General features: G+C 68.1%; 19 protein-coding genes. 10 read left to right on the top strand and 9 right to left on the bottom strand.

The annotated features are described in order from the left end of the window. The first annotated feature begins 27 nt into the window (after positions 1-27). The gene (locus AC1RSK_RS12190; protein WP_492907813.1) at positions 28-2100 is read left to right on the top strand and encodes a M13 family metallopeptidase; all 2073 of its coding nucleotides are present in this window, start codon (positions 28-30) and stop codon (positions 2098-2100) included. A gap of 153 nt (positions 2101-2253) precedes the next feature. Here AC1RSK_RS12190 and AC1RSK_RS12185 read toward each other — a convergent pair whose 3' ends face one another. Next, positions 2254-2613 (bottom strand): hypothetical protein, encoded by a 360-nt coding sequence (locus tag AC1RSK_RS12185; protein ID WP_492907812.1) that lies wholly within the window; start codon positions 2611-2613, stop codon positions 2254-2256. Between the two features lie 176 nt (positions 2614-2789). Here AC1RSK_RS12185 and AC1RSK_RS12180 point away from each other — a divergent pair, with 176 nt between their 5' ends. Then, positions 2790-4418, top strand: a complete 1629-nt coding sequence (locus AC1RSK_RS12180) for an ABC-F family ATP-binding cassette domain-containing protein (RefSeq protein ID WP_492907811.1) — start codon at positions 2790-2792, stop codon at positions 4416-4418. Between the two features lie 175 nt (positions 4419-4593). On the opposite strand, the gene AC1RSK_RS12175 is transcribed toward AC1RSK_RS12180, so the two are convergent. Both AC1RSK_RS12175 and AC1RSK_RS12170 read right to left on the bottom strand, forming a co-directional pair. Continuing rightward, on the bottom strand, positions 4594-9315 hold the full coding sequence (locus AC1RSK_RS12175) for a beta strand repeat-containing protein (protein WP_492907810.1): 4722 nt from the start codon (positions 9313-9315) through the stop codon (positions 4594-4596). Between the two features lie 185 nt (positions 9316-9500). After that, positions 9501-10268 (bottom strand): TerC family protein, encoded by a 768-nt coding sequence (locus tag AC1RSK_RS12170; protein WP_492907809.1) that lies wholly within the window; start codon positions 10266-10268, stop codon positions 9501-9503. 77 nt (positions 10269-10345) lie between these two features. On the opposite strand from AC1RSK_RS12170, the gene AC1RSK_RS12165 reads away from it, so the two are divergent. The 4 genes from AC1RSK_RS12165 (at position 10346) to AC1RSK_RS12150 (ending at position 14787) form a co-directional block, all read left to right on the top strand. Then, positions 10346-11443, top strand: a complete 1098-nt coding sequence (locus AC1RSK_RS12165; RefSeq protein ID WP_492907808.1) for an acyltransferase family protein — start codon at positions 10346-10348, stop codon at positions 11441-11443. Positions 11444-11513: 70 nt separating this feature from the next. Further along, complete coding sequence (locus AC1RSK_RS12160) at positions 11514-12188, top strand: CHAP domain-containing protein (RefSeq protein ID WP_492907807.1); 675 nt, start codon at positions 11514-11516, stop codon at positions 12186-12188. A 293-nt stretch (positions 12189-12481) separates the two neighbouring features. Next, positions 12482-13447 (top strand): magnesium transporter CorA family protein, encoded by a 966-nt coding sequence (locus AC1RSK_RS12155; protein WP_492907806.1) that lies wholly within the window; start codon positions 12482-12484, stop codon positions 13445-13447. 131 nt (positions 13448-13578) lie between these two features. Then, the gene (locus tag AC1RSK_RS12150) at positions 13579-14787 is read left to right on the top strand and encodes a pentapeptide repeat-containing protein (RefSeq protein ID WP_492907805.1); all 1209 of its coding nucleotides are present in this window, start codon (positions 13579-13581) and stop codon (positions 14785-14787) included. Positions 14788-14789: 2 nt separating this feature from the next. On the opposite strand, the gene AC1RSK_RS12145 is transcribed toward AC1RSK_RS12150, so the two are convergent. Continuing rightward, positions 14790-15665: a crotonase/enoyl-CoA hydratase family protein gene (locus AC1RSK_RS12145; protein ID WP_492907803.1), complete on the bottom strand. Its 876-nt coding sequence runs from the start codon at positions 15663-15665 to the stop codon at positions 14790-14792. Positions 15666-15762: 97 nt separating this feature from the next. Between AC1RSK_RS12145 and AC1RSK_RS12140 the strand changes: the two genes are divergently transcribed. Beyond that, positions 15763-16671: an alpha/beta fold hydrolase gene (locus AC1RSK_RS12140; protein ID WP_492907802.1), complete on the top strand. Its 909-nt coding sequence runs from the start codon at positions 15763-15765 to the stop codon at positions 16669-16671. A 156-nt stretch (positions 16672-16827) separates the two neighbouring features. Here the strand turns inward: AC1RSK_RS12140 and AC1RSK_RS12135 are convergent, their stop codons facing one another. From AC1RSK_RS12135 to AC1RSK_RS12115, 5 genes are all read right to left on the bottom strand, one after another. Next, entirely contained in the window at positions 16828-17763 is a 936-nt protein-coding gene (locus tag AC1RSK_RS12135) for a thioesterase family protein (protein ID WP_492907801.1), read from the bottom strand. Further along, positions 17763-18245, bottom strand: a complete 483-nt coding sequence (locus AC1RSK_RS12130) for a transcriptional repressor (RefSeq protein ID WP_492907800.1) — start codon at positions 18243-18245, stop codon at positions 17763-17765. The genes AC1RSK_RS12135 and AC1RSK_RS12130 overlap by 1 nt, the downstream gene beginning before the upstream one ends. A 46-nt stretch (positions 18246-18291) precedes the next feature. Continuing rightward, complete coding sequence (locus tag AC1RSK_RS12125) at positions 18292-18882, bottom strand: hypothetical protein (protein WP_492907799.1); 591 nt, start codon at positions 18880-18882, stop codon at positions 18292-18294. A 102-nt stretch (positions 18883-18984) separates the two neighbouring features. After that, a complete protein-coding gene (locus tag AC1RSK_RS12120) occupies positions 18985-20031 on the bottom strand; it encodes a 1,9-bis(guanidino)-5-aza-nonane synthase (protein ID WP_492907798.1) in 1047 nt (348 codons plus the stop codon). A 102-nt stretch (positions 20032-20133) separates the two neighbouring features. After that, positions 20134-21384 carry a type III PLP-dependent enzyme gene (locus tag AC1RSK_RS12115; protein ID WP_492907797.1) on the bottom strand — a complete coding sequence of 417 codons (1251 nt, stop codon included), beginning with the start codon at positions 21382-21384 and terminating at the stop codon, positions 20134-20136. A 271-nt stretch (positions 21385-21655) separates the two neighbouring features. On the opposite strand from AC1RSK_RS12115, the gene phnC reads away from it, so the two are divergent. Genes phnC through phnE form a run of 3 tightly spaced genes read left to right on the top strand, consistent with a single transcriptional unit; the run spans position 21656 to position 24258 of the window. Next, positions 21656-22450, top strand: a complete 795-nt coding sequence (phnC, locus tag AC1RSK_RS12110) for a phosphonate ABC transporter ATP-binding protein (protein ID WP_492907796.1) — start codon at positions 21656-21658, stop codon at positions 22448-22450. Then, the gene (phnD, locus tag AC1RSK_RS12105) at positions 22447-23448 is read left to right on the top strand and encodes a phosphate/phosphite/phosphonate ABC transporter substrate-binding protein (RefSeq protein ID WP_492907795.1); all 1002 of its coding nucleotides are present in this window, start codon (positions 22447-22449) and stop codon (positions 23446-23448) included. The genes phnC and phnD overlap by 4 nt, the downstream gene beginning before the upstream one ends. A 9-nt stretch (positions 23449-23457) precedes the next feature. Next, positions 23458-24258: a phosphonate ABC transporter, permease protein PhnE gene (phnE, locus tag AC1RSK_RS12100; RefSeq protein ID WP_492907794.1), complete on the top strand. Its 801-nt coding sequence runs from the start codon at positions 23458-23460 to the stop codon at positions 24256-24258. Positions 24259-24287: the final 29 nt, after the last annotated feature.

Below are 24287 nucleotides of genomic sequence, written 5' to 3'. Positions count from 1 at the left end.
TCAGGCTTCGAGGCGGTGAGGGAGTCCATGGACAGCAAAGGCCCGTCACGAGGGGCCAGCCGGCGTGGCCTGCTCGCCTCCGCCGGCGCCGCGCTCTGCCTTCCCCTGCCGCCGAAGCGCGCGATCGCCGCGGCGACCAGGCCGGCCATCGGGGCCTGGGGTTTCGACGTCGCGGGCATGGACCGGGCGGTCCGGCCGGGCGACGACTTCTTTCGCTACGGCGGCGGGTCGTGGCTGAAGACCACCGAAATTCCACCCGACCGCGCCTCCTGGGGGCCGTTCTACGCCCTGCGCGCCAAGGCCGAGGCCGATGTGAAGGCGATCCTCGACGACCTGATCCGCCGGCCCCGGGCGCCGGGCTCCGCGGAACAGAAGATCGCCGATTTCTACACCGCCTGGCTCGATACGGCCGCGATCGAAGCGGCCGGCCTGCGTCCCGTCCAGGCAGACCTGGCCCTGATCGCCCGGGCCGGATCCCACGAGGAGATCGCCCGGCTGACCATGCGCGTCGACCTCGGGGCCGGCGGGCCCCTCTCGATCGACATCTGGGCCGACGACAGGGATCCGGACCGCCATGCCGTCAACGTCAGCCAGGCCGGCCTGGGCATGCCGGGCCCCGACTACTATCTGAAAGCCAGCGCGAGCTTCACGGACGCGCGGGACAGGTATCGGACCTATATCGAAGCCATGCTGTCGATGGCCGGCGACCCCGAGCCGGCGCCGGCCGCGGCGTCGATCCTGGCGCTCGAGACCGCCATCGCCGCCCTGCACTGGCCAGCCGAGAAACGCGGCGACCGCAACCTCACCTACAACCCCAAGACCCGCGCCGGCCTCAAGGCGCTGGCGCCGGAGTTCCCCTGGGAAGACGTCTTCGCGACCCTGGAGATCCCGGACGATCACGACCTGTTCGGCGCCAAGCAGCCCGATGCCATCCAGGGCCTGGCCAGGCTGTTTCGCACGACATCCGTCCAGACCTGGCGCGCCTATCTGACCTTCCACTACCTGAACGCTACCGCCGACCTGCTGCCGCTGGCCTTCGACGACCTGGCGTTCGCCTTCAACGGCGCCGCCCTGTCCGGCCAGCCCCGCAAGCGGGAACGCTGGAAACGCGCCACCGCGGCGCTCAATACGGCGCTCGGGGAAGCCGTGGGCAGGCTCTATGTGAACCGCCATTTCAGCGCCGACGCCAAGGCCCGGATGGTCGCCCTGGTCGAGACCCTGCGCGCCGCCTACCGGACCCGTATCGCTGAGGCCCATTGGATGGCCCCGGCCACCCGACAGGCGGCGCAGCGCAAGCTGGACAGGCTACGGGTGAAGATCGGCTATCCCGATACCTGGCGCGACTACGCCGGCCTGGAGGTCCGGGCCGGCGACCCGGTCGGCAACCGCGCCCGCGCCAGGCTGTGGGCGTGGCGGCGCAAGGCCGGCCGCCTCGGCCAACCCACCGACCGCGACGCCTGGGGCATGACGCCCCAGACGGTCAACGCCTACTACAACGCCTTCTTCAACGAGATCGTGTTTCCGGCCGCCATCCTGCAGCCCCCCTATTTCGACCCGGCCGCCGACGCCGCGGTCAACTATGGCGGCATCGGCGGGGTGATCGGTCACGAGATGGGTCACGGCTTCGACGACCAGGGCTCGCAGTCGGACGAGAACGGCGTCCTGCGCGCCTGGTGGACCGACGAGGATGTCGCCCGCTTCAAGGCGCGGACGGGCGCCCTCGTGGCGCAATTCGCGGCTTACGAGCCTCTGCCCGGCCTGCGCCTCAACGGGGCCCTGACCCTGGCTGAGAACATCGGCGACAACAGCGGGCTCAGCGTCGCGCTCGACGCCTATCGGCTTTCGCTCGGCGGCCGGCCGGCGCCGGTCCTCGGCGGCTTCACGGGCGAGCAGCGCTTCTTCCTCTCCTGGTCGCAGACCTATCGCGGCAAGGTCCGCGAGGCCCAGCTTCGAAAGGACGTGCTGACCGATCCTCACAGCCCCGTCGAGTTCCGGGTCAACGGCGTCGTCCGCAATCTGGACGCCTGGTACGAGGCCTTCTCCGTGCAGCCCGGCGACCGGCTCTATCTCGATCCGGCGCAGCGGGTGCGCGTCTGGTGATGCGATGCAGTGGGTGGGGGAACGCACCACTTTCGTGTCTGGAGAGGCCACGGGATGAACGTGGTGTGTGTCACCACTTCGGCCACCCGGGCATTGGCTTCGCCGCCCTTCGGGTCCCCGGGATGGCCGAAGTAGAAAGCTGAATGATCGGCTCTAGGGGTCGCTGCGCGAGCAGTGGTTGGCGGCGTCGGTCAGCACGGTCACCGCCCCCCACATGGCCTCGGTGCTCGGCGCATAGACCTTCTTGAAGACCTCATCGCCGATCTTCTGCTTCTGGCTGAGGGGGTAGTGGCCCATGATCCGGACCAGCAGGGTCTGGTCCATGTATTCGCCGCCGTTGAGCCGGACGTAGCGGCTGTAACAGCGGCACTGGTCCATCTCGATCTCCTGGCGGATGCACTCCTCATAGACCGGCTTGCCCTCCTCGCCGTGGGCGGCGAGGGCGGGGGTCGGCCCGGCCGTCAACGACAGCATCAGCAGGGGGGCGGCGAACGCGGCGGAAACTCTGGACATGGCGACCCTCGAACGTGAGGCCGTCAATCTAGCCGACGCCCGGGCCCTGTCGCCCCAAAATCGGGGGTTCCCGGCCCCGTCGTCGCGGGGCGAGAGGATGGACCAATCATCGCACCGCGAAATGGCAAGGCTCCAAGGCTGGCGCTCTTCGCAACCCCGGGCTAGCAGACCGCCCCATGATCCGCCTCGACAACATCTCCAAGCAGAACGGCCACCAGCTCCTGTTCATCGACGCCTCGATGGGCATCCAGAAGGGTGAAAAGGTCGGGCTGGTCGGCCCCAACGGGGCCGGCAAGACCACCCTGTTCCGCATGATCACCGGCCAGGAACAGCCCGACGACGGACTGGTCGTCATCGATCCGGGCCTGACCATCGGCTATTTCAGCCAGGACGTCGGCGAGATGTCGGGCCAGAGCGCGGTCGCCGCGGTGATGGACGGCGTCGGTCCCGTCAGCGCCCTGGCCGCCGAGATGACCAGGCTGGAGGCGGCCATGGTCGATCCGGACCAGGAGGGCCAGCTGGACGCCATCATCGAACGCTACGGCGAGGTGCAGGAGCAGTTCCAGGCGCTGGACGGCTATGCGCTGGAGGCGCGGGCGCGTGAGGTGCTGGCCGGCCTGAGCTTCAGCCAGGAGCGGATGGACGGCGATGTCGGCCTGCTGTCCGGCGGCTGGAAGATGCGCGTGGCCCTGGCCCGCATCCTCTTGATGCGGCCCGACGGCATGCTGCTCGACGAGCCCAGCAACCACCTCGACCTGGAAAGCCTGATCTGGCTGGAGGCCTTCCTCAAGAATTACGGCGGCGCCCTGTTGATGACGTCGCACGACCGCGCCTTCATGAACCGCGTCATCGGCAAGGTGGTGGAGATCGACGGCGGCTCGCTCATCACCTACTCGGGCGATCTCGACTTCTACGACCAGCAGCGGGCGCTCGGCGAGGCCCAGCGCCAGGCGCAGTACGAGCGCCAGCAGGCCATGCTGGCCAAGGAAATCAAGTTCATCGAGCGGTTCAAGGCCCGCGCCAGCCACGCCGCCCAGGTCCAGAGCCGGGTCAAGAAGCTCGACAAGATCGAACGGGTCGAGGCGCCGCGCCGTCGCCAGTCGGTGCAGTTCGACTTCCTCAAGCCCCCCAGGTCCGGCGACGACGTCATCAGCCTGCGCAAGGTCCACAAGGGCTACGGCGACCAGCCCATCTATGAGGGCCTCGACCTCCTGGTGCGCCGCAAGGAACGCTGGTGCGTCCTGGGCGCCAACGGGGCCGGCAAGTCGACGCTGCTGAAGCTGGTGGCCGGCGCCACGACGCCCGACAAAGGCGTGGTCAACATCGGGGCCGGCGTCAGGATGGGCTATTTCGCCCAGCACTCCATGGACCTGCTGGACGGCGAAGAGACCATCTTCGAGTCCCTGGACCGCTCCTTCCCGCAGGCGGGCCAGGGGGCTTTACGCACCCTGGCGGGCTGTTTCGGCTTCTCCGGCGACGACGTCGAAAAGCCCTGCCGCGTGTTGTCCGGCGGCGAGAAGGCGCGGCTGGTCATGGCCAAGATGCTGTTCGATCCGCCCAACCTCCTGGTCCTCGACGAGCCGACCAACCACCTCGACATGGCGACCAAGGAGATGCTGGTCACGGCCCTGGCCGACTTCGAAGGCACCATGCTCTTCGTCAGCCACGACCGCCGCTTCCTCGGGGCGTTATCGAACCGGGTGCTGGAACTGACCCCCGAGGGCGTCCACCAGTACGGCGGCGGCTACACCGAATACGTCGCCCGCACGGGTCAGGAAGCGCCGGGGCTGCATCCGGGAGGGTAGGGGCAGGTCGGACGGTAGCGAATCCGATCATTCGATCGCCCAGATTTCGGCAATTGGCGCACCGTCACCGTGTGTCCCTGCCTGCCCCCCCGCCTGACCATCGACACCGACCCGTACAGCTTCCTGTGACCTCGATTGCCTGGCGGAGGCAGGGGCGCCGTCCCGCTCGCCGCGTTCAGAGCAGGAAGTCGTTGATGTTCAGCGCGATGTTGCCGGAGAGCAGCAGATCGAAGTCGGCCTGGCCATCGCCGTCGACGTCCGCCAGCAGGTGCGTGAAGGCGCCGTCGTAGCTGGAGCGAAGTTGGCCCGCGACCCCGCTGAACGCGGCCGCGCCGATGAAGGCGAAGGCCTGGTCGCCGGCCGCGCCGTTGTCGGCGTCGATCTTCGCGAGGTCGATGATGTCGGAGGCGTCGAAGTCCTGGATCACGTCGCCGCCAGTGCTGTCGCCGACCGCGCTGAAGATGAAGACATCGACGCCGGCGCCGCCGAACAGGCTGTCATCGCCTGCCCCGGCGGCAAGCCGGTCGTTGCCCGCGCCGCCGTAGAGGGTATCCTCCCCGTCGCCGCCGTTCAGCACATCGCTGCCGTCTTCGCCCCGGAGCTCGTCATCGCCGGCGTCGCCATAGAGGGTGTCGTTGCCACCCAGGCCCGACAGGGCGTCCTTGCCGGCCGCGCCGCGGATAAGGTTGTTGTCGCCATTGCCGACGCCGGTGAAGTCGCCCGAACCGGTGACGGTAAGCCGTTCCACGTTATCGGCGAGGGTGAAGCTGACCCCGGTTCCGGCGCGGGCGTAGATGGTGTCCACCCCGCCGCCGACCGCTTCGTTGATCGTGTAGAACGCTGCGTCGAGGTAGTAGCTATCGTGGCCCGCGCCTCCGACCAGGGTGCCCCCGTTGGGCCCCGTCACATAGAGTCTGTCGTTACCGTCGCCGCCGTCGAGGTAGTCGCCGCCGCCGCCGCCGACGAGGACGTCGTCGCCCTCCCCGCCGAAGAACCAGTCGTTGCCGTTCATGCCGACCAGGCGGTCATCGCCGCCCATGCCGAAGAAGGTGCCGTTGCCGGAGCCGGCGGCGTTCTCGATGGCTATCTCGTTGTCGGCGCTATTGCCCCTGATGGTGACGCTGAACGGGACATACTGCACGAAGCGCTCGATGCCTTCGGCCATCGTATAGTCCAGACTGGCGGATCTCACCGTGTCGTAGCCGCCGGAGTCGATGATGACGTCCTGCAGCGAGTTGATGACGTAGGTATCGTTCCCCGCGCCGCCGTTCAGGACGTCGTCGTTCATGCCGCCGTCGAGGTAGTCGTCGCCGGCCCCGCCGATCAGCGTGTCATTGCCGCGCCGGCCGTCGAGCCGGTCGTTGCCGTCCCCGCCGTCGAGGGTGTCGTCGCCCCAGGCGCCCTCCCAGTAGGTATCGCCGATAAGGATGTCGTTGCCCGCCAGGCCGTAGATCGTGTCCTTGCCGTCCCCGCCTTGGATGGTGTTGACCAGGATGTTGCCAGTCAGCACGCGGGTCTGGGTGTCACCGACCGTCACCGTCACGCGCAGGTTCTCCAGACCCGTCCCGAGCGTATAGTCCCCGATCGTGATCTCGACCGTGTCGACACCGCTGCTGTCCTGGACGACGTCACCGACGTTATCGACCTTGTAGAGGTCGTTCCCGGCCCCACCCTGCATCAGGTCCGCGCCGGCCGCGCCGTTCAGGGTATTGGCCAGGGCGTTGCCCACCAGGACGTTGTTCTGGTCGTTGCCGTAGATGGACCGGCCGGTTGCCGTCAGGATGGCGCGTTCGACGTAATCGTCCATCGAATAGTAGCCGTCGACCATGACGGTGTCGTACCCGCCGCCGTCGAGCTCGACGATGACCGCGTACTGGTCCTCGTCCTCGTCCTGCTCATGGACGTAGTAGGTGTCGTCGCCGAGGCCGCCCGCCAGGATGTCCAGGCCGCCGCCGCCGTCCAGGACGTTGTTGGCGGCGTTGCCGATCAGGGCCTGGTCGCGTTCGTTGCCGGTCAGCTTGACGGCGGCGGTCCCGGTGGCCTGCAACAGCTCCACCGCGACGCCCACGCCGAGCGCGTAGGTCACGGAGGCATAGACGACATCGAGGTCCTCGTCGTCCTTGCTTTCGACGACGACGTCCGTGCTGCGGTCGACATGGTAGGCGTCCGCGCCGGCGCCGCCGACCAGCCGGTCGCTGCCGCCCTTGCCGTCGAGGATGTCGTCGCCGTCGCCGCCGACCAGGACGTTGGCCGCCGCGTTGCCGATGCCGTGGAAATTCCCCGAGCCGGTGTAGGTGAGGTTTTCCACCACGCTTGCGAGGGTGTAGGTCGCCAGCGCCGTGCGCACCTCGTCGATGCCCGCGATGTCGATCACGCGGTCGGCGAGGTCGTCGATCACATAGGTGTCGTTCCCGGCGCCGCCATTCAGGGTGTCGGCGCCCGCGCCGCCGTCGATCAGGTTGGCGCCGCTGTTGCCGGTGATCTTGTTGGCCAGGGCGTTGCCCGTGCCGCTCCAGTTCCCGGTCCCCGTCAGGAGCAGGTTCTCGACGTTCTGGGACAGCGCATGGTCGCCATCGGCCTCGACGCTGTCGGTCCCTTCGCCGGCCTGCTCGATGATCAGGGTCCGCAGCGTCCCCGACAGGCGGTAGATGTCGTTGCCGGCCCCGCCGATCAGTTCGTCGCCCGCGCCGCCGTAGAGGGTGTCGTTGCCGATGCCGCCGACCAGCCGGTCCTGCCCGGCCGTGCCATGCAGCACATCATTGCCGGCCAGGCCCTGGAAGTCGGCGCCGGTCGCCGTCACCCCGGGGGTCAGGGTGTCGGCGGCTGTCCCGGCGGGCACGGTTCGCACCACCACATGGGCGGTGCGCGGGCCTTCCTCGCCGACCACGGTGTAATCGAACGAGGCGCTTTCGCCCGTCGCCAGAATGACCAGCCGCCCGTCGATCAGGCTGACCGTCGCGCCCTCGGCGTTGGAGACCGAGCCCACCACGTTGTTGTAGTTGACGGTGTCGTTGCCAAACAGCGTCGTCGCCCTGATCGCGCTCGCCACGCCACGGGTGATGACCAGTTCGTCGTCGTGCAGTTCGATCGGCTTGATGATCAACGCCTCGGCCGCGATGTCGCCGTCCGCGAACTGGAAGACCTCGATGCCGGTGACGGTGTCGACGCCGTCGCCATCGGCGCGATTGTCGCTGACGGTGAAGACCCCGCCGTCTTCGACGATGGTGTAGTCGGCGAAGTTTCCGCTCAGCACCAGGCGGTCGCTCCCTTCGCCGCCCGTCACGGTATCGTCGCCCGCGCCCGCGGTGATGGCGTCATCCGCAGCGCCGCCATCCAGCGCGTCCGCGCCCGCGCCGCCATTCAGCACGTCCGCGCCCTCGCCGCCGTCCAGGGTGTCCGCCCCTTCGCCGCCGTCCAGCACGTCCGCCCCGTCGCCGGCGTTCAGAGTGTCGTCGCCCAGGCCGCCGGTCAGGCGGTTCGCGCCAGCGTTGCCCGTGAGGGTGTCAGCGTGGGCGGAGCCCTCCAGATTCTCGACGCGGCTGAGGGTGTCCAGTCCCGCGCCGCCGGTATTCTGCTGCACGCCGTCCACCGCCAGGCTGACCGCCACGCCGGACGCGGCGGTCACGTAGGTGGCGGTGTCGACGCCCTCGCCGCCATCCAGGGTGTCGTTCCCGGAGCCGCCATTGAGCAGGTCGTCGCCCGCCGCGCCTTCCAGCGTGTCGTCGCCGCTGCCGCCGGTCAGGCGGTTGGCCTTGAGATCGCCCTTGATCGTGTCGCTGAGCGCGCCGCCGGTGACGTTTTCAAAGCCCGTCAAGCTGTCCTGGAAATAGCTGCTCTGGAAACTCGCGAAGCCGTAGCCTTCCACCAGGTCGACGAAGAGGGTGGCGCTGGTCACGCTGGAATAGGTGACGGTGTCGACCCCGGCGCCGCCCTCCAGGTGGTCGTGGCCATCGCGGCCATCGATGATGTTGTCGGCGCTGTCGCCGATAATGGTGTCGTTGCCGAACGATCCCGTTACGTTCTCGATGCCGCTCAGGGTGTCGGAGCCCTGAGCGCCGATGGCGATCCCGAGGGCGAGATTGACGGAGATGGAGGACGGTGCGGGGTCGTAGTTGACCCAGTCGACGCCGCCGCCGCCGATGAGCGTGTCGTCGCCCAGGCCGCCGCTGAGCTGATCGTCTCCGTCGCTGCCGTCGATCACGTCGTTGCCGAGACCGCCGAAGAGCAGGTTGGCGCCGCCCGAGCCCGTCAGGGTGTCGTCGAAGTTGGAGCCGGTGATCCCTTCGATCCCGATCAGGGTGTCGACGCCGCCGCCGCCGGTCTGCTGGGCGACGCCCTGGGTCCTCAGGTCGATGGTCACGCCAGCCGTCGCGTCGGTGTAGAGCACTCGATCGGTGCCGGCGCCGCCATCGACCAGATCGTCGCCGAGGCCGGCGGTCAGCAAGTCGTTGCCGTCGTTACCCAGAAGTTGGTCATCCCCGGCTCCGCCGGTCAGCCGACCGGCCTCCGCGCCGCTGATGAGCACATCGTTGTAGGCCGAGCCGATGATCTGCTCGATGCTGATCAGCGTGTCGACGCCGGCGCCGATGGTGTCCTGGGCTACGCCCTGGATGCCGAGGTTGACCTGCACTCCGGCCGTGGCCGCGGCGTAGCTCGCCGTATCCAGAATGCCCGCCGGATCTCCGGAGCCGCCATTGAGGGTGTCGTTGCCCGTCCCGCCGCTGAGGACGTCGCTGCCGGTTCCGCCATCCAGATTGTCGTCGCCGTCCCCACCGTCGATCGTGTCGTTGCCGGCGCCCCCGCTGATGGTGTCGGCGCCGGCCAGGCCGGTGATGGTGTCGGCGACTCCGGTGCCCACCAGAGTGTCGTCGCCCGTCGTGCCCGTGATGGTAGCCACGCTAGTTCCCTGTCGAATTACTGGCACGCCCGACTGGGACAGCCCCCGCGCTTAATCCAGCACGGCTTCATGAACGCTGCAATCACCGGGCGAGAGAGGCGCAGGACTTTCTCATCGATTAGTGGTCGGCGAACGAGGTCCGTACGCCGCGGCTTTCGCATCCTGCCAACGCGCCATGCGCGAGCCTAGTGCAGCGTCTCCTCCGGCGGCGCCTTCCGCTTCGCCGCCCGGGCCCGGCTCCACATGTTCAGCGCCTCGACCCCGGCCGAAAACGCCATGGCCGCGTAGATATACCCCTTGGGCACATGCATGCCGAAGCCGTCGGCGATCAGCACCATGCCGATCATCAAGAGGAAGCCCAGCGCCAGCATCACCACCGTCGGGTTCTTGTTGATGAAGTTGGCCAGCGGGTCGGCGGCCAGCAGCATCACCGTCACCGCCACCAGCACCGCCGCCACCATGATCGGCAGCTCGTCGGTCATGCCGACCGCGGTCAGGATGCTGTCGATCGAGAAGACGATGTCGAGCAGCACGATCTGGAAGATGGCCGAGCCGACGTTGGAGATGACCACGTCGGTCTTGTCGAGCACGCCGCCGTTGCCTTCGGCCGGGTCGACCGTGTGGTGGATCTCCTTGGTCGCCTTCCAGACCAGGAACAGGCCGCCGGCGATGAGGATCAGGTCCTTCCAGCTGAACTCGTTGCCCAGCAGGGTCAGGGCCGGCTGCGTCAGCCCGACGATCCAGGCGATGGTCGACAGCAGCACCAGCCGCATGACCAGGGCGAGACCAATCCCTAGCCGCCGCACCTTCTGGCGGTTGGCCTCGGGCAGCTTGTTCGAGAGAATCGAGATGAAGACCAGGTTGTCGATGCCCAGCACCACCTCCATCACCACCAGGGTGACGAGGGCCGCCCAGGCCGCCGGATCCGTCAGAAGTTGCGCGATACCGTCCACGTGGCTCTCAAGCCTCCCTAAACCTTCGTGGGGGCATACTTGGGGTCGACTGCGACAATTGGAAGCATCCGGCCACAATGAATGACGCCGCCCACATCAAGCCGCTGACGGCGCTGCGCTTCTTCGCCGCCATGTGGGTGGTGCTCTACCACTATTGGCCGAACCTGCAGGTGGGCCTCAGCCCGGCCCTGGTCGAGAAGGGCTACCTGGGGGTCGAGCTGTTCTTCACCCTGTCGGGCTTCATCCTCTGCCACGTCTATCTGGAGAGCTTCGGCGAGGGGCGCTTCAAGTATGGCGCCTTCCTGTGGAACCGGCTGGCGCGGGTCTATCCGCTGCACCTGGCCACCCTGCTGGGGGTGATGGCCCTGGGCCTGGCCGCCACGGCCGCCGGCTTCGCCATCGACGGCAACATCCTCAGCTGGGAGTCGCTGCCGGCCAACCTGCTGCTGCTGCAGGCCTGGGGACTCGCGCCGCAGGCCGCCTTCAACCATCCCAGCTGGTCGATCTCGGCCGAGTGGTTCGCCTATCTGAGCTTCCCGCTCTTCGCCTGGGTGTCCTGGAAGCTGCGCCACCGCGCCTGGCTGGGCGCCGCCCTGGCGCTCGGCTTCATGGCCATCCTCTATCCGGCCTACACCGCCCTGACCGGCGAGAGCCTGACCGAGGCCACCATCCATTGGGGGGCCCTGCGCATCGTTCCCTGCTTCGCCCTGGGCTGCGCCATGCACGGCCTGTGGCGGGCCGGGGCGGTCAAGAATCTGCGCACAGGGGCCGTCGGCGCCGCTTTTATGGGCGCCGGCGCCTTGATGGCGGCGGTGTCGGGCGCGCCTGATCTGCTGGCCGTGGCCGGGTTCGGTGGGCTGATCCTGTGCCTGGCGGGGATGGCGGAGCATGGATCGCGATTCGCCAGTGGCCAAAGCTTCGTTTATCTCGGTGAGATCAGCTATTCGGTCTATATGGTTTGTGTGCCCTGGAAGCTTCTGTTTGTGAATGCAGCAACAAAGCTTCTTAATACAGAAGGCGATCGACTGCCCTGGTACATCTGGCTGCTGTTCATCGTCTCGGTGGTTCCATTGGCCGCCGCCAGCTATCACCTGATCGAACGACCGGCCCGCGCCCGCATGAAGCTGATGCTCGATTTATGGGCCAAAAGACGATCTGTCGCGCCGGCAGCGTGAAAAGAGTCTTTTCATTCCCCTGTGAGATGACTAAGCGTTACCGATCGTTTCCGCGGGGGAGCACTCCAGCATGCGTTCACGGGCTGGTACCGTTCTCGGGTCACTGACCGCTGCTCTGATGATCAGCCTGATCCCTGCGGTCTCGTCCGCTGAAACCTACTGGCAATGCGTGCCCTTCGCCCGCCTGCTGTCGGGCATCCAGATCTTCGGCGACGCCCACACCTGGTGGGGCCAGGCCGTGCAGCGCTACCAGACCGGCAGCATCCCGCAGATGGGCGCCGTGCTCAGCTTCAAGGCCACCGCCCGCATGAAGCTCGGCCATGTGGCCGTGGTTTCCCGGGTGCTGACCGACCGCGTCATCCAGATCACCCACGCCAACTGGTCGGCCATCGGCGGGGCCCGCGGCAAGGTCGAGAAGGACGTCACCGTGGTCGATGTCTCGCCCTCCGGCGACTGGACCATGGTCAAGGTCTGGTACGACCCGATCCGCGATCTCGGCACCAGCGTCTATCCGACCCACGGCTTCATCTATCCCGACGGCCAGGCCCAGAAGCTGGCCCAGGCTTCCGGCCGCTTCGCCCTGGCCCAGGACACCGCCACCCTGGTGGCCAACAGCGCCGCCGGCCATGTCGTCGGCTCGGTGCAGCCGGGCGCCTCGCCGCTGGCCATCCTCAACAAGGCCGCCGAGACCACCGACACCATCGCCGACATGATCCAGAAGGCGACCGGCGGCGACAAGAAGTAGCCGTACCCGGAATTCAAAAGCTTGCGGGGGCCGGTGGAAACGCCGGCCCCTTTGCTATGTGGCCAAGCCCGGCGTCGGGCCGAAAAACCCCTATGGCGCTCCTATCCCGTCCCTGCGTTTTGCCGAGCCGACCGCCAGCCTATCCCCATGCTTTACTCATTGAATCATAAGGTATTTCAGGGATTTTCAGGCCGCAGGACCTGCTATAATGGCTTGCCGCTTCGATGCGCCTCCGTTGACGCCGCCGCCGACCCGCGCCATGGCTCGGGCGACGCCACGGCCAGGACACCAAGATGATCCGACTGCTCCAGCGCGACGCCCAGACGGTGGAGGAGATCACCCCGGGCGAGGACTGGGTCCTGCCCGAACAGACGGTGTGGATCGACCTGGTCGAGCCGACCCGCGAGGAGGAGATCCTCATCGAGCGGCAGCTCAAGCTGGAACTGCCGACCCGCGAGGACATGTCCGAGATCGAGGCCACCTCGCGGCTCTATCGCGAGGGCGCCGCCACCTACCTGACCGTCGAGGTGATCACCGGGGCGGCGGCCGAGGCGCCCAGGCTGGCGCCGGTGACCTTCGTCCTGATCCGCGACCGGCTGATCACCATCCGCTACGCCCACCCCCGCGCCTTCACCCTGTTCGAGGCGACCCTGGCCGAGCGCGGAGGCGCGCTCTGCGCAAAAGGCGAGTCGGTGTTCCTGGGCCTGCTCGACGCCATCGTCGACCGGGTGGCCGACATCCTCGAATCGGCCTCCGAGCAGGTCGAGAACCTCTCCAACCACATCTTCGAGCGGCCCCGCCGCACGGCCCGTTTCGAGATCATCCTCGGCAAGCTGGGCCGCTGGCGCGGCATCACCGCCAAGGTCCGCAACAGCCTGATCAGCCTGTCGCGCCTGCTGGTCTACGCCAACCTGTCGCCGTCCATCGCCGAGGGCCAGGACGACACGGTGCGCATCAAGTCGCTGCAGCGGGACGTGGCCAGCCTGACCGACCACGCCGGCCACCTGTCGGGCGACATCACCTTCCTGCTCGACGCCACCCTGGGCATGATCAACATCGAGCAGAACGGAATCATCAAATTCTTCTCGATTGCCGCCGTGATCTTCCTGCCGCCGACCCTGGTGGCCAGCTATTTCGGCATGAACTTCAAGCATATGGCCGAGTTCGACCTGCCCTGGGGCGAGCCGCTGGCCCTGGGGCTGATGGTCGTGGCCATCGTGCTGCCGATGCTGTGGTTCAAGCGCAAAGGCTGGTTCTGAGGCGCGCCCGTCAGGCGGAAGTGTGTGCGGTTCCGCCGCCCGGACGGGCGCTAAGAGACGTGACTAAAAACGAGGATTTTAGCTGGGGTCTCACCCTTCCTTAAGGGCCTGCGACCAAATATCGCTGTTCGATGTCGGCCGCCCCCAACCTGCTCCGTGCGCTCGAACACGCCAGCCTCAAGCAGACGCTGGACGCGCATCAGCGATTCCTCACCGGCCGGCCGGGCGGCAAGCGGGCCAACCTGGCGCATGCCGACCTCAGCAACGCCATGCTGGAGGGGGTCAACCTCTCCGAGGCGGAGCTGACCGGGGCGCGGCTGAACGGGGCCAGCCTGATGGGCGGCGATCTGTCCCGCGCCGTGCTGTTCGGGGCCGACCTGCGCGACGCCGACCTGCGCACCGCCAACCTCAGCAAGGCCGACCTGCGCGGCGTCTGCCTGCGCGGCGCCAACCTCTCCTACGCCAACCTGACCGGGGCCGACCTGCGCGAGGGCCGCATCGCCGTGCAGGACAACGCCCTGGGCTTCCGCATCCTCACCCACGACGCCCGCCCGGGGGAGCTGGGCTATGCGGTGATGTCCGGCGCCACCCTCGACGGGGCCCAGCTCTCCGACGAGTCGCGCTCGGCCGACCTCACCGACGCCGTTCTTCTGGGGGCCCAGTTGGGAGGGGCGCGGCTGGTCAAGGCCCTGCTCGACGGGGCCGACCTGTCCGACGCCGAGGTGTTCAACGCCGATCTCTCGGGCGCCTCGATGAAGCGAGCGGTGCTGGCCGGGGTCGACACCTCGACGGCCAACATGGAGCGGGCCGACCTCACTGACGTGCTGCGCGCTCCGCCGCCGATCGTCTACATCGACGATCTGCCGCTCGGCGACGTGCTGGCCGACCATGAGCGGTTCTGCGCCACACACGGCGCCGCCGGCGTCGCCGCCAAGGTCTCCCGGGTCGACTTCCGAAGCATGCGCCAGCTGCGCCGGCGGGTGCTGACCGGCATGCAGGCCCCTGGCGCGGTGTTCTTCGGCATGGACCTGGAGGGCGTCGAGCTGCAGGGCTGCGACCTTTCCGGCGCCGACCTGCGCGGCGCCAACCTGCGCTGCGCCGACCTGCGCGGCGTGAAGCTGCAGGACGCCCGGCTGGACCGCGCCGATCTGCGCGGCGCCAACCTCGGCCCCCTGCTGATCGGCGAGGGCCGCTACCTGCGCGCCAACCTGACCCGCGCCGTCCTGCACCAGGCCGACCTGCGCGACGCCCGGGCCCCGCGGGCCCGGCTGCTGGAAGCCGACCTCACCGGCGCCAAGCTGGCCGGCGCCGACCTGTCCGGGGCGGAGCGGGAGTTCTAGGCTCACATCCCCTTGCGCAGTGGGATCAGGTCGGGGAAGTCGCCGTCGCGCTTTTCGGCCTTGGCCTTGAAGGCCTCGGCCATGTGCGGGCCGCTGAACATGCCGGTCTGCCAGACGGCGATGTAGTCCAGGGCGTCCTTGATGGTGTGGTCGCGGGCGTAGTTGATCATCACCTTGGAGCCGGCGACGGCCAGCGGCGACTTCGACGCGATCTCGCGGGCGGTGGCCAGGGCGTGCTCGACGCATTGGTCGTGGGTCTCGAACACCTCGTTGACCAGGCCGATCTGTTGCGCCTTGGCGGCCGGCAGGCGGCGGCCGGTGTAGGCCAGCTCGCGCACCCAGCCCTCGGGGATCAGCTTGCACAGGCGCGGGAAGGTGCCGACGTCGGCGGTCATGCCGATGTTGATCTCCTGGATGACGAAGAAGGCGTCGGCCGTGCAATAACGAATATCCGCCGACGAGGTCAGGTCGACCGCCCCGCCGACGCAGCCGCCCTGGATCGCCGCGATCACCGGCATCCGCGCTTCGTCCAGGCAGGAGATGACGTCCTGCAGGTGGTGCACATGGTAGCGGAAGCTCTCGCCGGCATTCTCCTTGTCGGCCGGCCGGGCGCCCGTCGTGCTGCCGCCGCCGCCGAACACCGCCAGGTCCATGCCGGCGCAGAAATGCTTGCCGGTCGAGCTCAGCACGATGCAGCGGGCCCGGGCGTTGTCGCTGATGTCCTTCACGATCACCGGCAGCTCGTTCCAGAACTCCCGGACCATGGTGTTGTAGGCGTCCGGCCGCTTCAGCTGGATGTGGGCTACCCCATCCTCGAGGGAGACGGCGAAGCAGGTCCAGTCGGTGGTGGTCACATCGACGGCGGCGTGGGCGTTCATGGCAGGGTCTCCCGTTTGGCCGCCAGCATGGCGCCCTGACGCGGCGAAAACCAAGCCTCTCTTGCTTTCCCCGGCGGTCATCCGTCATGGGGAAAGGATGAGCACCGATCCCGCCCCCGCCGGTCCCGACTTCCGCCGCCGGCGGATCGCCATCCACAGCCCGGCCGGCGACGGGGTCATGACCGGCATCGAGATGGGGCCGCAGGACCGCCCGGTCGACCTGGTCTTCTGCCACGCCAACGGCTTCAACGCCCTGACCTACCGCCAACTGCTCAGCCCCGTCGCCGACGCCGGCCACCGCGTCCTGGCCATCGACATGCGCGGCCATGGCTTAAGCGAACTGGAAGCCGATCCCGGCGACGGGCACGGCTCGTGGCTGGGCTACCGCGACGACCTGATCGGCCTGCTCGAGGCCTTGGACGCCCCGCCGCGCCTGGTCGCCGGCCATTCGATGGGCGGCACGTCGGGGCTGCTGGCGGCGGGGCTGAGGCCTGATCTCGTCCAGCGGCTGGTGCTGCTCGACCCGGTGGTGATGCCCGAGGGGCTGGCGCAATCGATGGCGCCGGAAGCGTTCAGGAACTCGCCGCTGGCGGCCGGCGCGCGCCGGCGGCGCAACCAGTTCGACAGCCGCCAGACGGCCATGGACGCCTATCTCGGGCGCGGGGCGTTCAAGACCTGGCCGGCGGAGGTGCTGGCCGACTATCTGGCCGACGGCCTGGTTGCGAACGGGGAGGGGGGCTTCAAGCTGTCCTGCGCCCCGGACTGGGAGTCGGCCAACTTCGCGGCCCACCACCACAATCCCTGGGAGGCCTTCTTCGGCTCGCGCTGCGGGATCCGCATCCTGCGGGCGCAGGAGGGCTCGACCTGCAACATCATGGATCGGGTCGGCGAGCTGACGGCGACGGGCCGGATCACGGTCGAGACCATCCCGGGAACCAGCCATTTCCTGCCGATGGAGGTCCCCGACCTGGCCCGGGCGGCGCTGCTGGAGGCGCTGGCGCGCTAGCCGGGGACTGGCTCGCCGCCGCGCCGGTGGCGACGATCATGCGCGGACCTTTCCCGGCGTGCCTGTCCCCGACATGGCGGCCTGTCGGGGACAGGTTGCCCGGGTGGCGTGGAGGACTGTTCCGCCGAAGCCGCGCGGCGGGCAACCAGACCCCTGCTACAGCCCCAGCCCAATCTTCGCCGATTTCAGCAGCTCGTCCCGCGCCGCGTCCTCGATCGGCACCGCCTTGCGGGCGTCGAGGTCGAAGGTGATGGCCACCGCCTCGCTGGTGCCCCAGACCTTGCCGGTCTCCGGGTCGAGCATCCAGTGGACAACGCGCATGGTGCGGGCGTCGGCGCCGACCAGGCCGGAGCGCAGTTCGAAGCGCTCACCGGCCCGGGGCCAGTCGAGCTGGACCAGGCGGTACTCCAGCACGGCGCCGCCGGTGCGGGCCGGCGTGCTTGGCGCATGGCCGGCGACGATGGCCCGCAGGGGCCCGACCAGGCCGCCGATGCCGTCGGAGACCCGGCCGATGAACAGCTCGGGCCGCATGCGGCCGAAGACGTCGCAGTCCTGCGGCGAGATGGCCCCAAGCCCGATGCGCAGCAGGTCCAGTTCGTCGGCCTTGGCCAGGCTGGCGATGGTCTCCACAGGGTCCAGCGGCAGGCTGCGGGCCCGCGCCTTCTCTGGCACGGCCACCGTCAGGGCGGCGGCCAGGGCGCGGCTGCGGTCGGACCAGGGGAAGGCCGCGCCGTCGCGGGCGGTGGCGTGGGTGACGACGGTCTGGAAGCTGGCGGCGATCTCGCCGCTGTTCGAATGGATCAGGAGCTGCAGGAGGCGGGCCTCGCTGTCGCCCATCTCCACCACCCCGCCGACCATGTGCAGGGCGGCGCCGGCATGGGCTTCCTTAAGGAAGCGGATGTGCTGCTCGCGGACCAGCAGGGTCGACGCAGCCTCGGCCCGGAAGGCGCCTTCCATGCCGATCAGGGCTGCCAGGGCGGTCAGGCCCTCGACGGCCTTGGCGACGTAGAAGCGCACATTCATGTGCCCCATCTCGTCGCATTCCCAGGTGTTGACGCCGCCGCGCCAGATCTCGACCCCCTCCGCCGCCATCAGACCCTGCAGTCGCCGCAGAGGCCGTGGGCCTCGATGGTCACGGCCTGGACGGTGAAGTCGCGGGCGCCAGCGGCGGCCTGGATGCTGTCCAGCACGGCCGGGTCGATCTCGCGGGTGGCGCCGCAGCAGTCGCAGATCAGGAAGGCGGCGGCGTGGTTGTCGGCCCCCTCGCTGGCCGAGTGACGGCAGGCGACATAGGCGTTGAGGCTCTCGATGCGGTGGGCGAAGCCCTGTTTCGACAGGAACTCCAGGGCCCGGTAGACGGTCGGCGGTTTGGCCGGGGCGCCCTCGGCGAAGCCGGCGATCAGGTCATAGGCCTTCACCGGCTGGCCGGCCTCCAGCAGCAGCTCCAGCACCCGGCGGCGCGGGGGGGTGAGCTTCTGGCCGGCCTGGGCGCAGCGGGCGTCAGCGGCGCTCAGCTCAGCGCCCAGGGCGCCGCCGCTCAGGCCGTGGCTGTGGTGGTCGTGGCCGCAGGACATGGCCTTCAGGTAGCCATGCCATGGCCAAAGGGCAAGCGAAGGGGGATCAGCCGCCGCCGCGCTTCTTGCCCAGATTGTCGCCGACCCGCGGCGTGGGCGGCAGCGCCGGCGCGGACGGGGTCGCCTCGTCGTCATCGGACCAGGTCAGCTGCACCTCGGTCCCCTCGCCGGCCGGGCTGGCGATGACCTGCACCGCGCCCTGGCCGTCGCCGCTGTCGCCGGCGGTCAGCATGCGGACGTTGGCGCCCATCTCGGCGTTCATGGTCACCGGCTTGCCGGCGGCCTTCACCTTGTCCTCGTAGAAGCCGATCACTGCCGCCGGACTGGCGTCCACCCGGTAGACGACGCTGCCGCCCTTGCCGACGCCGCTCTCACCGACCACGCTGGTCGACACCACCGCGCCTGGATAGAGCGGCGCATAGGTCGGGGTGGCGACCTTGGAGGCGGCCTCGCCGACCGAGACGGTGGCGCCATCGGCGGTGACGGTCTGGTCTGGGCCCAGCGGGCCGGTCGGGGTGGCGGAGGCTTCCGCCTTGGCCGCGGGTTCGGCCGGGGTCGGCGTCTCGGACTCTTCGGCCTTGCCGCAGGCGGCCAGCAGAAGCACCGCCGAGGCGGCGACGAGCGAGAAGCGGATCATGGATAAATGGCTCCGGCGGCAATCAGGGCCGACTTAAACGTCCCCCGATGCCATAAGCAACCGCCGCTCCGGGGGTTCCCGAAGCGGCGGCGATTGGTGTGGCTATTGGAACAGCTTGGCCCAGCGGCGCTTGACCCGGCTCTTCCAGGCGCCCCGGTGGTAGGCGTCCGAACCGATCAGCGGCACCACCGTGGTGGCCTCGGCGAAGACCATCTGTTCGAAGGTGGTGTCCACCTTGCCCCAGCTGGCGGCCTCTTTCAGGGTCGAGGACGAGCAGGCGCCGTCCCGCACATCGGCGACGGTGATCTGCACCGCATACTTGTGCATGTCCGCCTCGACGCCGAGGATTTCGGCGCAGACCACGGTGTCCTGGGCGAAGTTCTTGGGCACGCCGCCGCCGACCATGAACAGGCCGGTGGTGCCGGCGGCGATCTTGATGTCGGTCAGTTCGCGGAAGTCGGCGATGGCGTCGAGCATCAGGTAGGGCTGCTTGGCGGCCATCCGCTCCTTCTGGTGCTTGACCAGGCCGAACCCGGCCGAGCTGTCGACGAAGGCCGGACAGAAGATCGGCACGCCCTCTTCGTAGGCCGTCTGGATCAGGCTGCCGGGCTTCTTGGCGTTGCCTTCGCTCAGCCACTTGCCGATTTCCCAGATGAACTCACGGCTGGAATAGCCGCGCGGCTCCAGGCGGTTGGCGATCTCCAGGATGGTGTGGTCGCAGGCCTGGAGCTCTTCCTCGTCGATGTAGGTGTCGTAGATGCGGTCGATGTAGTTCTCGCGCAGCACGTTGTCGTCGACCGGGCCGGCGGCCTGGTAGTGCTTGAAGCCGAGGGCCTCGAAGAAATCCATGTCGATGATCGAGGCGCCGGTGGCGACGATGGCGTCGACCATGCCGAACTTCACCATGTCGCGGTAGACATGCATGCAGCCGCCGGCCGAGGTCGAGCCGGCCAGGATCAGCCACGGGCTGCACTCGGGGTCCTCGATGGCCATCGAGAAGATGTCGGCGGCGCGGGCGGTGTCGCGGCTCGAGAAGCTCATCTTGCGCATGGCGTCGATGATCGGCCGGGCGTCGAAGCTGGTCATGTCGACGTGTTCGACGGTGGAGCCCAGCAGCTGGGCCTTGGTGTTCGGAACAGGAGCGTTCATCGCTTCAGGTTTCCCTTTGGTTTTGAGCGCCCGTCGACAAAAGCATCCGCAGGCCCGGACGGAGCGACGGGCCTGCGGCAGATTGATTGGGTACTGAACGGCCTACTTGCGCCGACGTTTCCTGCCCTTGGGGCGTGACAGCCTGACGACGTTGCTGGCCGGCTTGGGGGCCGGGATCGAGCGACGGGCCAGACCGAACATCGAAGCCATCGGGGCGTCGGTCACTTCAACCATCTCGGTCTCGCCGAAACCGTTGAAGCGGGTGGTCATGGCGACGCCATAGGCGCCGAGCATGCCGATCTCGATGAAGTCGCCTTCCTGGATGTCGGCCGGCAGGTAGAAGGGGCCGGGCATATGGTCCAGGGAGTCGCAGGTCGGGCCGTAGAAACGAAAGGGCTTGAGGTCGCCTTCCACTTCACGGGCGTTCTCGCCCTCGCCCCGGTACAGCTTGACCGGAAAGGGCCATTTGACGTGCGCCGCGTCGAACAGCGAGCCGTAGCTGCCGTCGTTGAGGTACAGCGCCTCGCCCTTGCGGAGCTCGACGCGGGTCAGCAGCGAGGTCGATTCGGCGACCAGGGCCCGGCCGGGTTCGCACCACAGCTCGGTCGTCTCCGACACCGGCATCTCGTTGAAGCCGCGTTCGATGGCCGCGAAATAGTCGTCCATGTCCGGCGGGATCATGCCCGGGTAGATCGAGGGGAAGCCGCCGCCGACATCGACCACATCGGCGAAGACGCCGGCGCGGATCAGGCTGCGGCTGATCTGGGCCATGGCCGCCTGGTAGGCGGTCGGACGCATGCACTGGCTGCCGACGTGGAACGACACGCCCATCAGCTCGGTGGTCGCCTGGCGGGCGGCCAGCAGCAGGCCGGGGGCTTCGAAGCTGTTGACCCCGAACTTGCCCGACAGGCTGAAGTTGGCGCCTTCCGCGTCGACCGCCATGCGGACGATGAGGTTCAGGTCGCGCGCCCCGCCGGTGGCGTCGATGATCTTGGCCAGCTCTTCATGGGTGTCGAGCGCGAAGGTGCGGACGCCGTAGTCGAAGTAGGCCTGGCTGATCGCCCGGCGGCTCTTCACGGGATGCATGAAGGCCATCTGGGCGCCGGGAGCGTACTCGGCGACGAGCGCGATCTCCGGCAGCGACGCGACGTCGAACCGGGTCACACCATTCTGGACGAGGGTCTCGATCACCCACGGCGAAGGGTTTGCCTTCACAGCGTAGAGGACGTCACCCTTGAACTTCGTCTGGAACCAGCGCGCTGCTGCAGCTACGGCATCGCGTCGCACGAGTGCGACAGGATGTTCCGGAGACCGCTCGCGGACCAGGTCCAGGGGAGTATGGTACGTGTGCAATTCACGTAGACCCCTGTTAGCAGTTAAACCCAGGCCGGCGTTAGCAGCGATGAGGACAACGGGGTCCGCCGGAGCGGGGGCATATGGGGCAATCGGACCCCCCTGTAAAGTGGTTTTTATACCCCCCGCCGCCAGCGGATCGGGCAGAGGCCCGCGCGGAATGACGCAGTTCGCCCCTGAGAGCCCACACGGTTGCGGAAAGCCTGCCAGATAGCGTAACCCTCTGGGGTAATTTTCCCCCGCTCGGCCCGGCCGCGCCCAGAAGAGACACATGACGCAAGACGCCGTTCTCCAGGTCCGGGGAGTCTCCAAGACCTTCGGTAAGCGCCGCGCCCTCGACGGCGTGTCGCTGGACGTGAACAAGGGCGAGATGGTCGCCCTGATCGGGCCCTCGGGGTCTGGCAAGTCCACCCTGCTGCGCTCGATCAGCGGGCTGCAGACCATCGACGACGGCCCGGGCGTGATCAGCGCCTTCGGCGACGCCGTCCAGGCCAAGGGCCGGCTGACCGACAAGATCCGCAAGGCCCGCATCCGCATCGGCTTCATCGCCCAGAGCTTCAACCTGGTCGGCCGCCTCAGCCTGTTCACCAACGTGGCGCTGGGCTCGCTGGGCCGGATCGGCTTCTGGCGCGGCATGCTCGGCCGCTGGCCGGCCGAGACCAAGACGGCGGCCATGCAGGCCCTGCACCGGGTGGGGGTTTCCGACTACGCCGCCCAGCGGGCCAACACCCTGTCGGGCGGCCAGCAGCAGCGCGGGGCCATCGCCCGCGCCGTGGTCCAGAAGGCCAAGATCATTCTCGCCGACGAGCCGGTCGCCTCGCTGGACCCGGTTTCGGCCCGTCGGGTCATGGAAATCCTGCGCGAGCTGAACCAGAAGGACGGGCTGACGGTCGTCGTCACCCTGCACCAGGTCGATTACGCCCTGCGCTACTGCGACCGCGTCGTCGCCCTCAAGGCCGGCAACAAGGTCTACGACGGTCCCTCCTCCGGGCTGGACCGCGCCAAACTCATCGACATCTACGGCCCGGAATTCGAAGACGTCTTCTGGGAAGGAGCGCCCCAATGATCAGCCGCCGCCTGCTTGCCGGGACCCTTCTCGCCGCTCTCGCCCTGACCGCCTGCGACAGCAAGCCCAAGGACACCCGCCAGGAGGTGATCTTCTCCATCCTGTCGACCGATTCCGCGCAGAACATGCAGGACGACTGGAAGCCGATCCTCGCCGACATGGAGAAATCCACCGGCCTGAAGGTGAAACCCTACTTCCTGAACAACTACTCGCTGCTGGTCGAGGCCATGGGCGCCAAGAAGACCGACTTCGGCTGGTTCTCCAATCAGTCGGGCCTGGAGGCGGTGCGCCGCTCGAACGGCGAGGTCTTCGCCCGCACCTTCGACGACAGTGACACCGACGGCTACACCTCGGTGATCATCGTGCCCAAGGACAGCCCGATCAAGACGGTCGACCAGCTGCTGAAGTGCGACAAGACGCTGAACTTCGGCATGGGCGACGTGAAGTCGACCTCCGGCACCCTGGCGCCCAAGACCTATCTGTTCTCGCCGCGCGGCGTTGATCCGGACACCTGCTTCAAGACGGTGAAGTCCGCCAACCATGCGACCAACCTGATCGCCGTGGCCAACGGCACCCTCGACGCGGCGACCAACAACTCCACCTCGATCGCCCTGAACAAGACCAAGGGCCAGCATCAGTGGGAGCAGATCCGCGTCCTGTGGAATTCGCCGCGCCTGCCGGAAGACCCGATCGTCTGGCGCAAGGACCTCGACCCGGCGGTCAAGGAGAAGCTGCGCCAGTTCTTCCTGACCTACGGCCAGGGCGACACGCCGGAAGCCGCGCGCCAGCGCGAGCTGATGAAGCCGCTGTCGATGGGCGGCTTCAAGCCGGCCGACAACACCCACCTCCTGAAGGTGCAGGTGATGGAGGCCAACGAGCAGCTCTATGAAGCCAAGAAGACCGGCGACAAGGCCAAGATCGACGCCGCCCAGGCCAATTTCGACAAGCTGACGGCCGAAGAGGCCGCCGTGGCGGCCAAAGCCCCGCCGGCGCGCTAGGGATCGCTCATGTCCACGCCTGACGTCATTCCGCCGCCGCCGCGTCGCAGCCTCGTCAACACCCTGCTCGACCTGCTGATCTGGGGCGGCCTGGCCGTGCTGTTGATCTACAGCTTCAAGCAGGCTGAGATCTTCCGCTTCGCCGACCTGTTCTCGTCGAACAACCGGATGGCCCAGTACGGCGGCCAGTTCCTGCAGCCCGACTTCACCAAGTGGCAGAGCTACGTCGAGGCGATGTGGCTGACCATTCAGATGGCCCTGTGGGGCACCTTCATCGCCATCATCATCGCCGTGCCGCTTGGCCTGGCCGGGGCCAAGAACATCACCCCGGTGTGGATCCAGCAGCCGGTCCGCCGCATCCTCGACATCCAACGCTCGATCCCCGACCTGGTCGTCGGCGCCCTGTTCGTCGTCGCCGTCAGCCTCGGCCCGTTCGCCGGCGTCATGGCCCTGGCGGTCAACACCGGCGGCGTGCTGGGCAAGCTGTTCTCCGAGGCGGTGGAATCGATCGAGCGCGGTCCGGTCGAGGGTGTCCGCGCCACCGGCGCCCTGCCGCTGCACGAGATCATGTGGGGGGTCATCCCGCAGGTCGCGCCGCTGTGGACCAGCTATGCGCTGTACCGTTTCGAATCCAACTCACGGGCGGCCACGGTGCTCAGCCTGATCGGGGCCGGCGGCATCGGCCAGGTGCTGTTCGACAGCATCAACGGCTTCGAGTTCGGCAAGACCTCGGCCATCGTCATCATCATCATCGTGGCGGTGTCGACCATCGACCTGATCAGCCAGGCGATCCGCGGCCGCCTGCTCTGACCACGGATGAATTTCGCCGTCTGTCGTCG

The sequence above is a fragment of the Caulobacter sp. GW821-FHT11A05 genome (assembly GCF_058809015.1).
The sequence above is the reverse complement of the archived record's forward strand: the minus strand, read 5'-3'. Positions and strand labels throughout refer to the sequence as shown.

Excerpts from the sequence above, each read along its gene's own strand:
- AC1RSK_RS12135 (WP_492907801.1), bottom strand. The coding sequence starts at position 17,763 with ATGGCGGCGGAGGGGGTCGAGATCTGGCGCGGCGGCGTCAACACCTGG.
- AC1RSK_RS12165 (WP_492907808.1), top strand. The coding sequence starts at position 10,346 with ATGAATGACGCCGCCCACATCAAGCCGCTGACGGCGCTGCGCTTCTTC.
- phnD (WP_492907795.1), top strand. The coding sequence starts at position 22,447 with ATGATCAGCCGCCGCCTGCTTGCCGGGACCCTTCTCGCCGCTCTCGCC.
- AC1RSK_RS12140 (WP_492907802.1), top strand. The coding sequence starts at position 15,763 with ATGAGCACCGATCCCGCCCCCGCCGGTCCCGACTTCCGCCGCCGGCGG.
- phnC (WP_492907796.1), top strand. The coding sequence starts at position 21,656 with ATGACGCAAGACGCCGTTCTCCAGGTCCGGGGAGTCTCCAAGACCTTC.
- AC1RSK_RS12155 (WP_492907806.1), top strand. The coding sequence starts at position 12,482 with ATGATCCGACTGCTCCAGCGCGACGCCCAGACGGTGGAGGAGATCACC.
- AC1RSK_RS12150 (WP_492907805.1), top strand. The coding sequence starts at position 13,579 with ATGTCGGCCGCCCCCAACCTGCTCCGTGCGCTCGAACACGCCAGCCTC.
- AC1RSK_RS12190 (WP_492907813.1), top strand. The coding sequence starts at position 28 with ATGGACAGCAAAGGCCCGTCACGAGGGGCCAGCCGGCGTGGCCTGCTC.
- phnE (WP_492907794.1), top strand. The coding sequence starts at position 23,458 with ATGTCCACGCCTGACGTCATTCCGCCGCCGCCGCGTCGCAGCCTCGTC.
- AC1RSK_RS12180 (WP_492907811.1), top strand. The coding sequence starts at position 2,790 with ATGATCCGCCTCGACAACATCTCCAAGCAGAACGGCCACCAGCTCCTG.
- AC1RSK_RS12160 (WP_492907807.1), top strand. The coding sequence starts at position 11,514 with ATGCGTTCACGGGCTGGTACCGTTCTCGGGTCACTGACCGCTGCTCTG.
- AC1RSK_RS12145 (WP_492907803.1), bottom strand. The coding sequence starts at position 15,665 with ATGAACGCCCACGCCGCCGTCGATGTGACCACCACCGACTGGACCTGC.
- AC1RSK_RS12125 (WP_492907799.1), bottom strand. The coding sequence starts at position 18,882 with ATGATCCGCTTCTCGCTCGTCGCCGCCTCGGCGGTGCTTCTGCTGGCC.
- AC1RSK_RS12130 (WP_492907800.1), bottom strand. The coding sequence starts at position 18,245 with ATGTCCTGCGGCCACGACCACCACAGCCACGGCCTGAGCGGCGGCGCC.
- AC1RSK_RS12120 (WP_492907798.1), bottom strand. The coding sequence starts at position 20,031 with ATGAACGCTCCTGTTCCGAACACCAAGGCCCAGCTGCTGGGCTCCACC.
- AC1RSK_RS12185 (WP_492907812.1), bottom strand. The coding sequence starts at position 2,613 with ATGTCCAGAGTTTCCGCCGCGTTCGCCGCCCCCCTGCTGATGCTGTCG.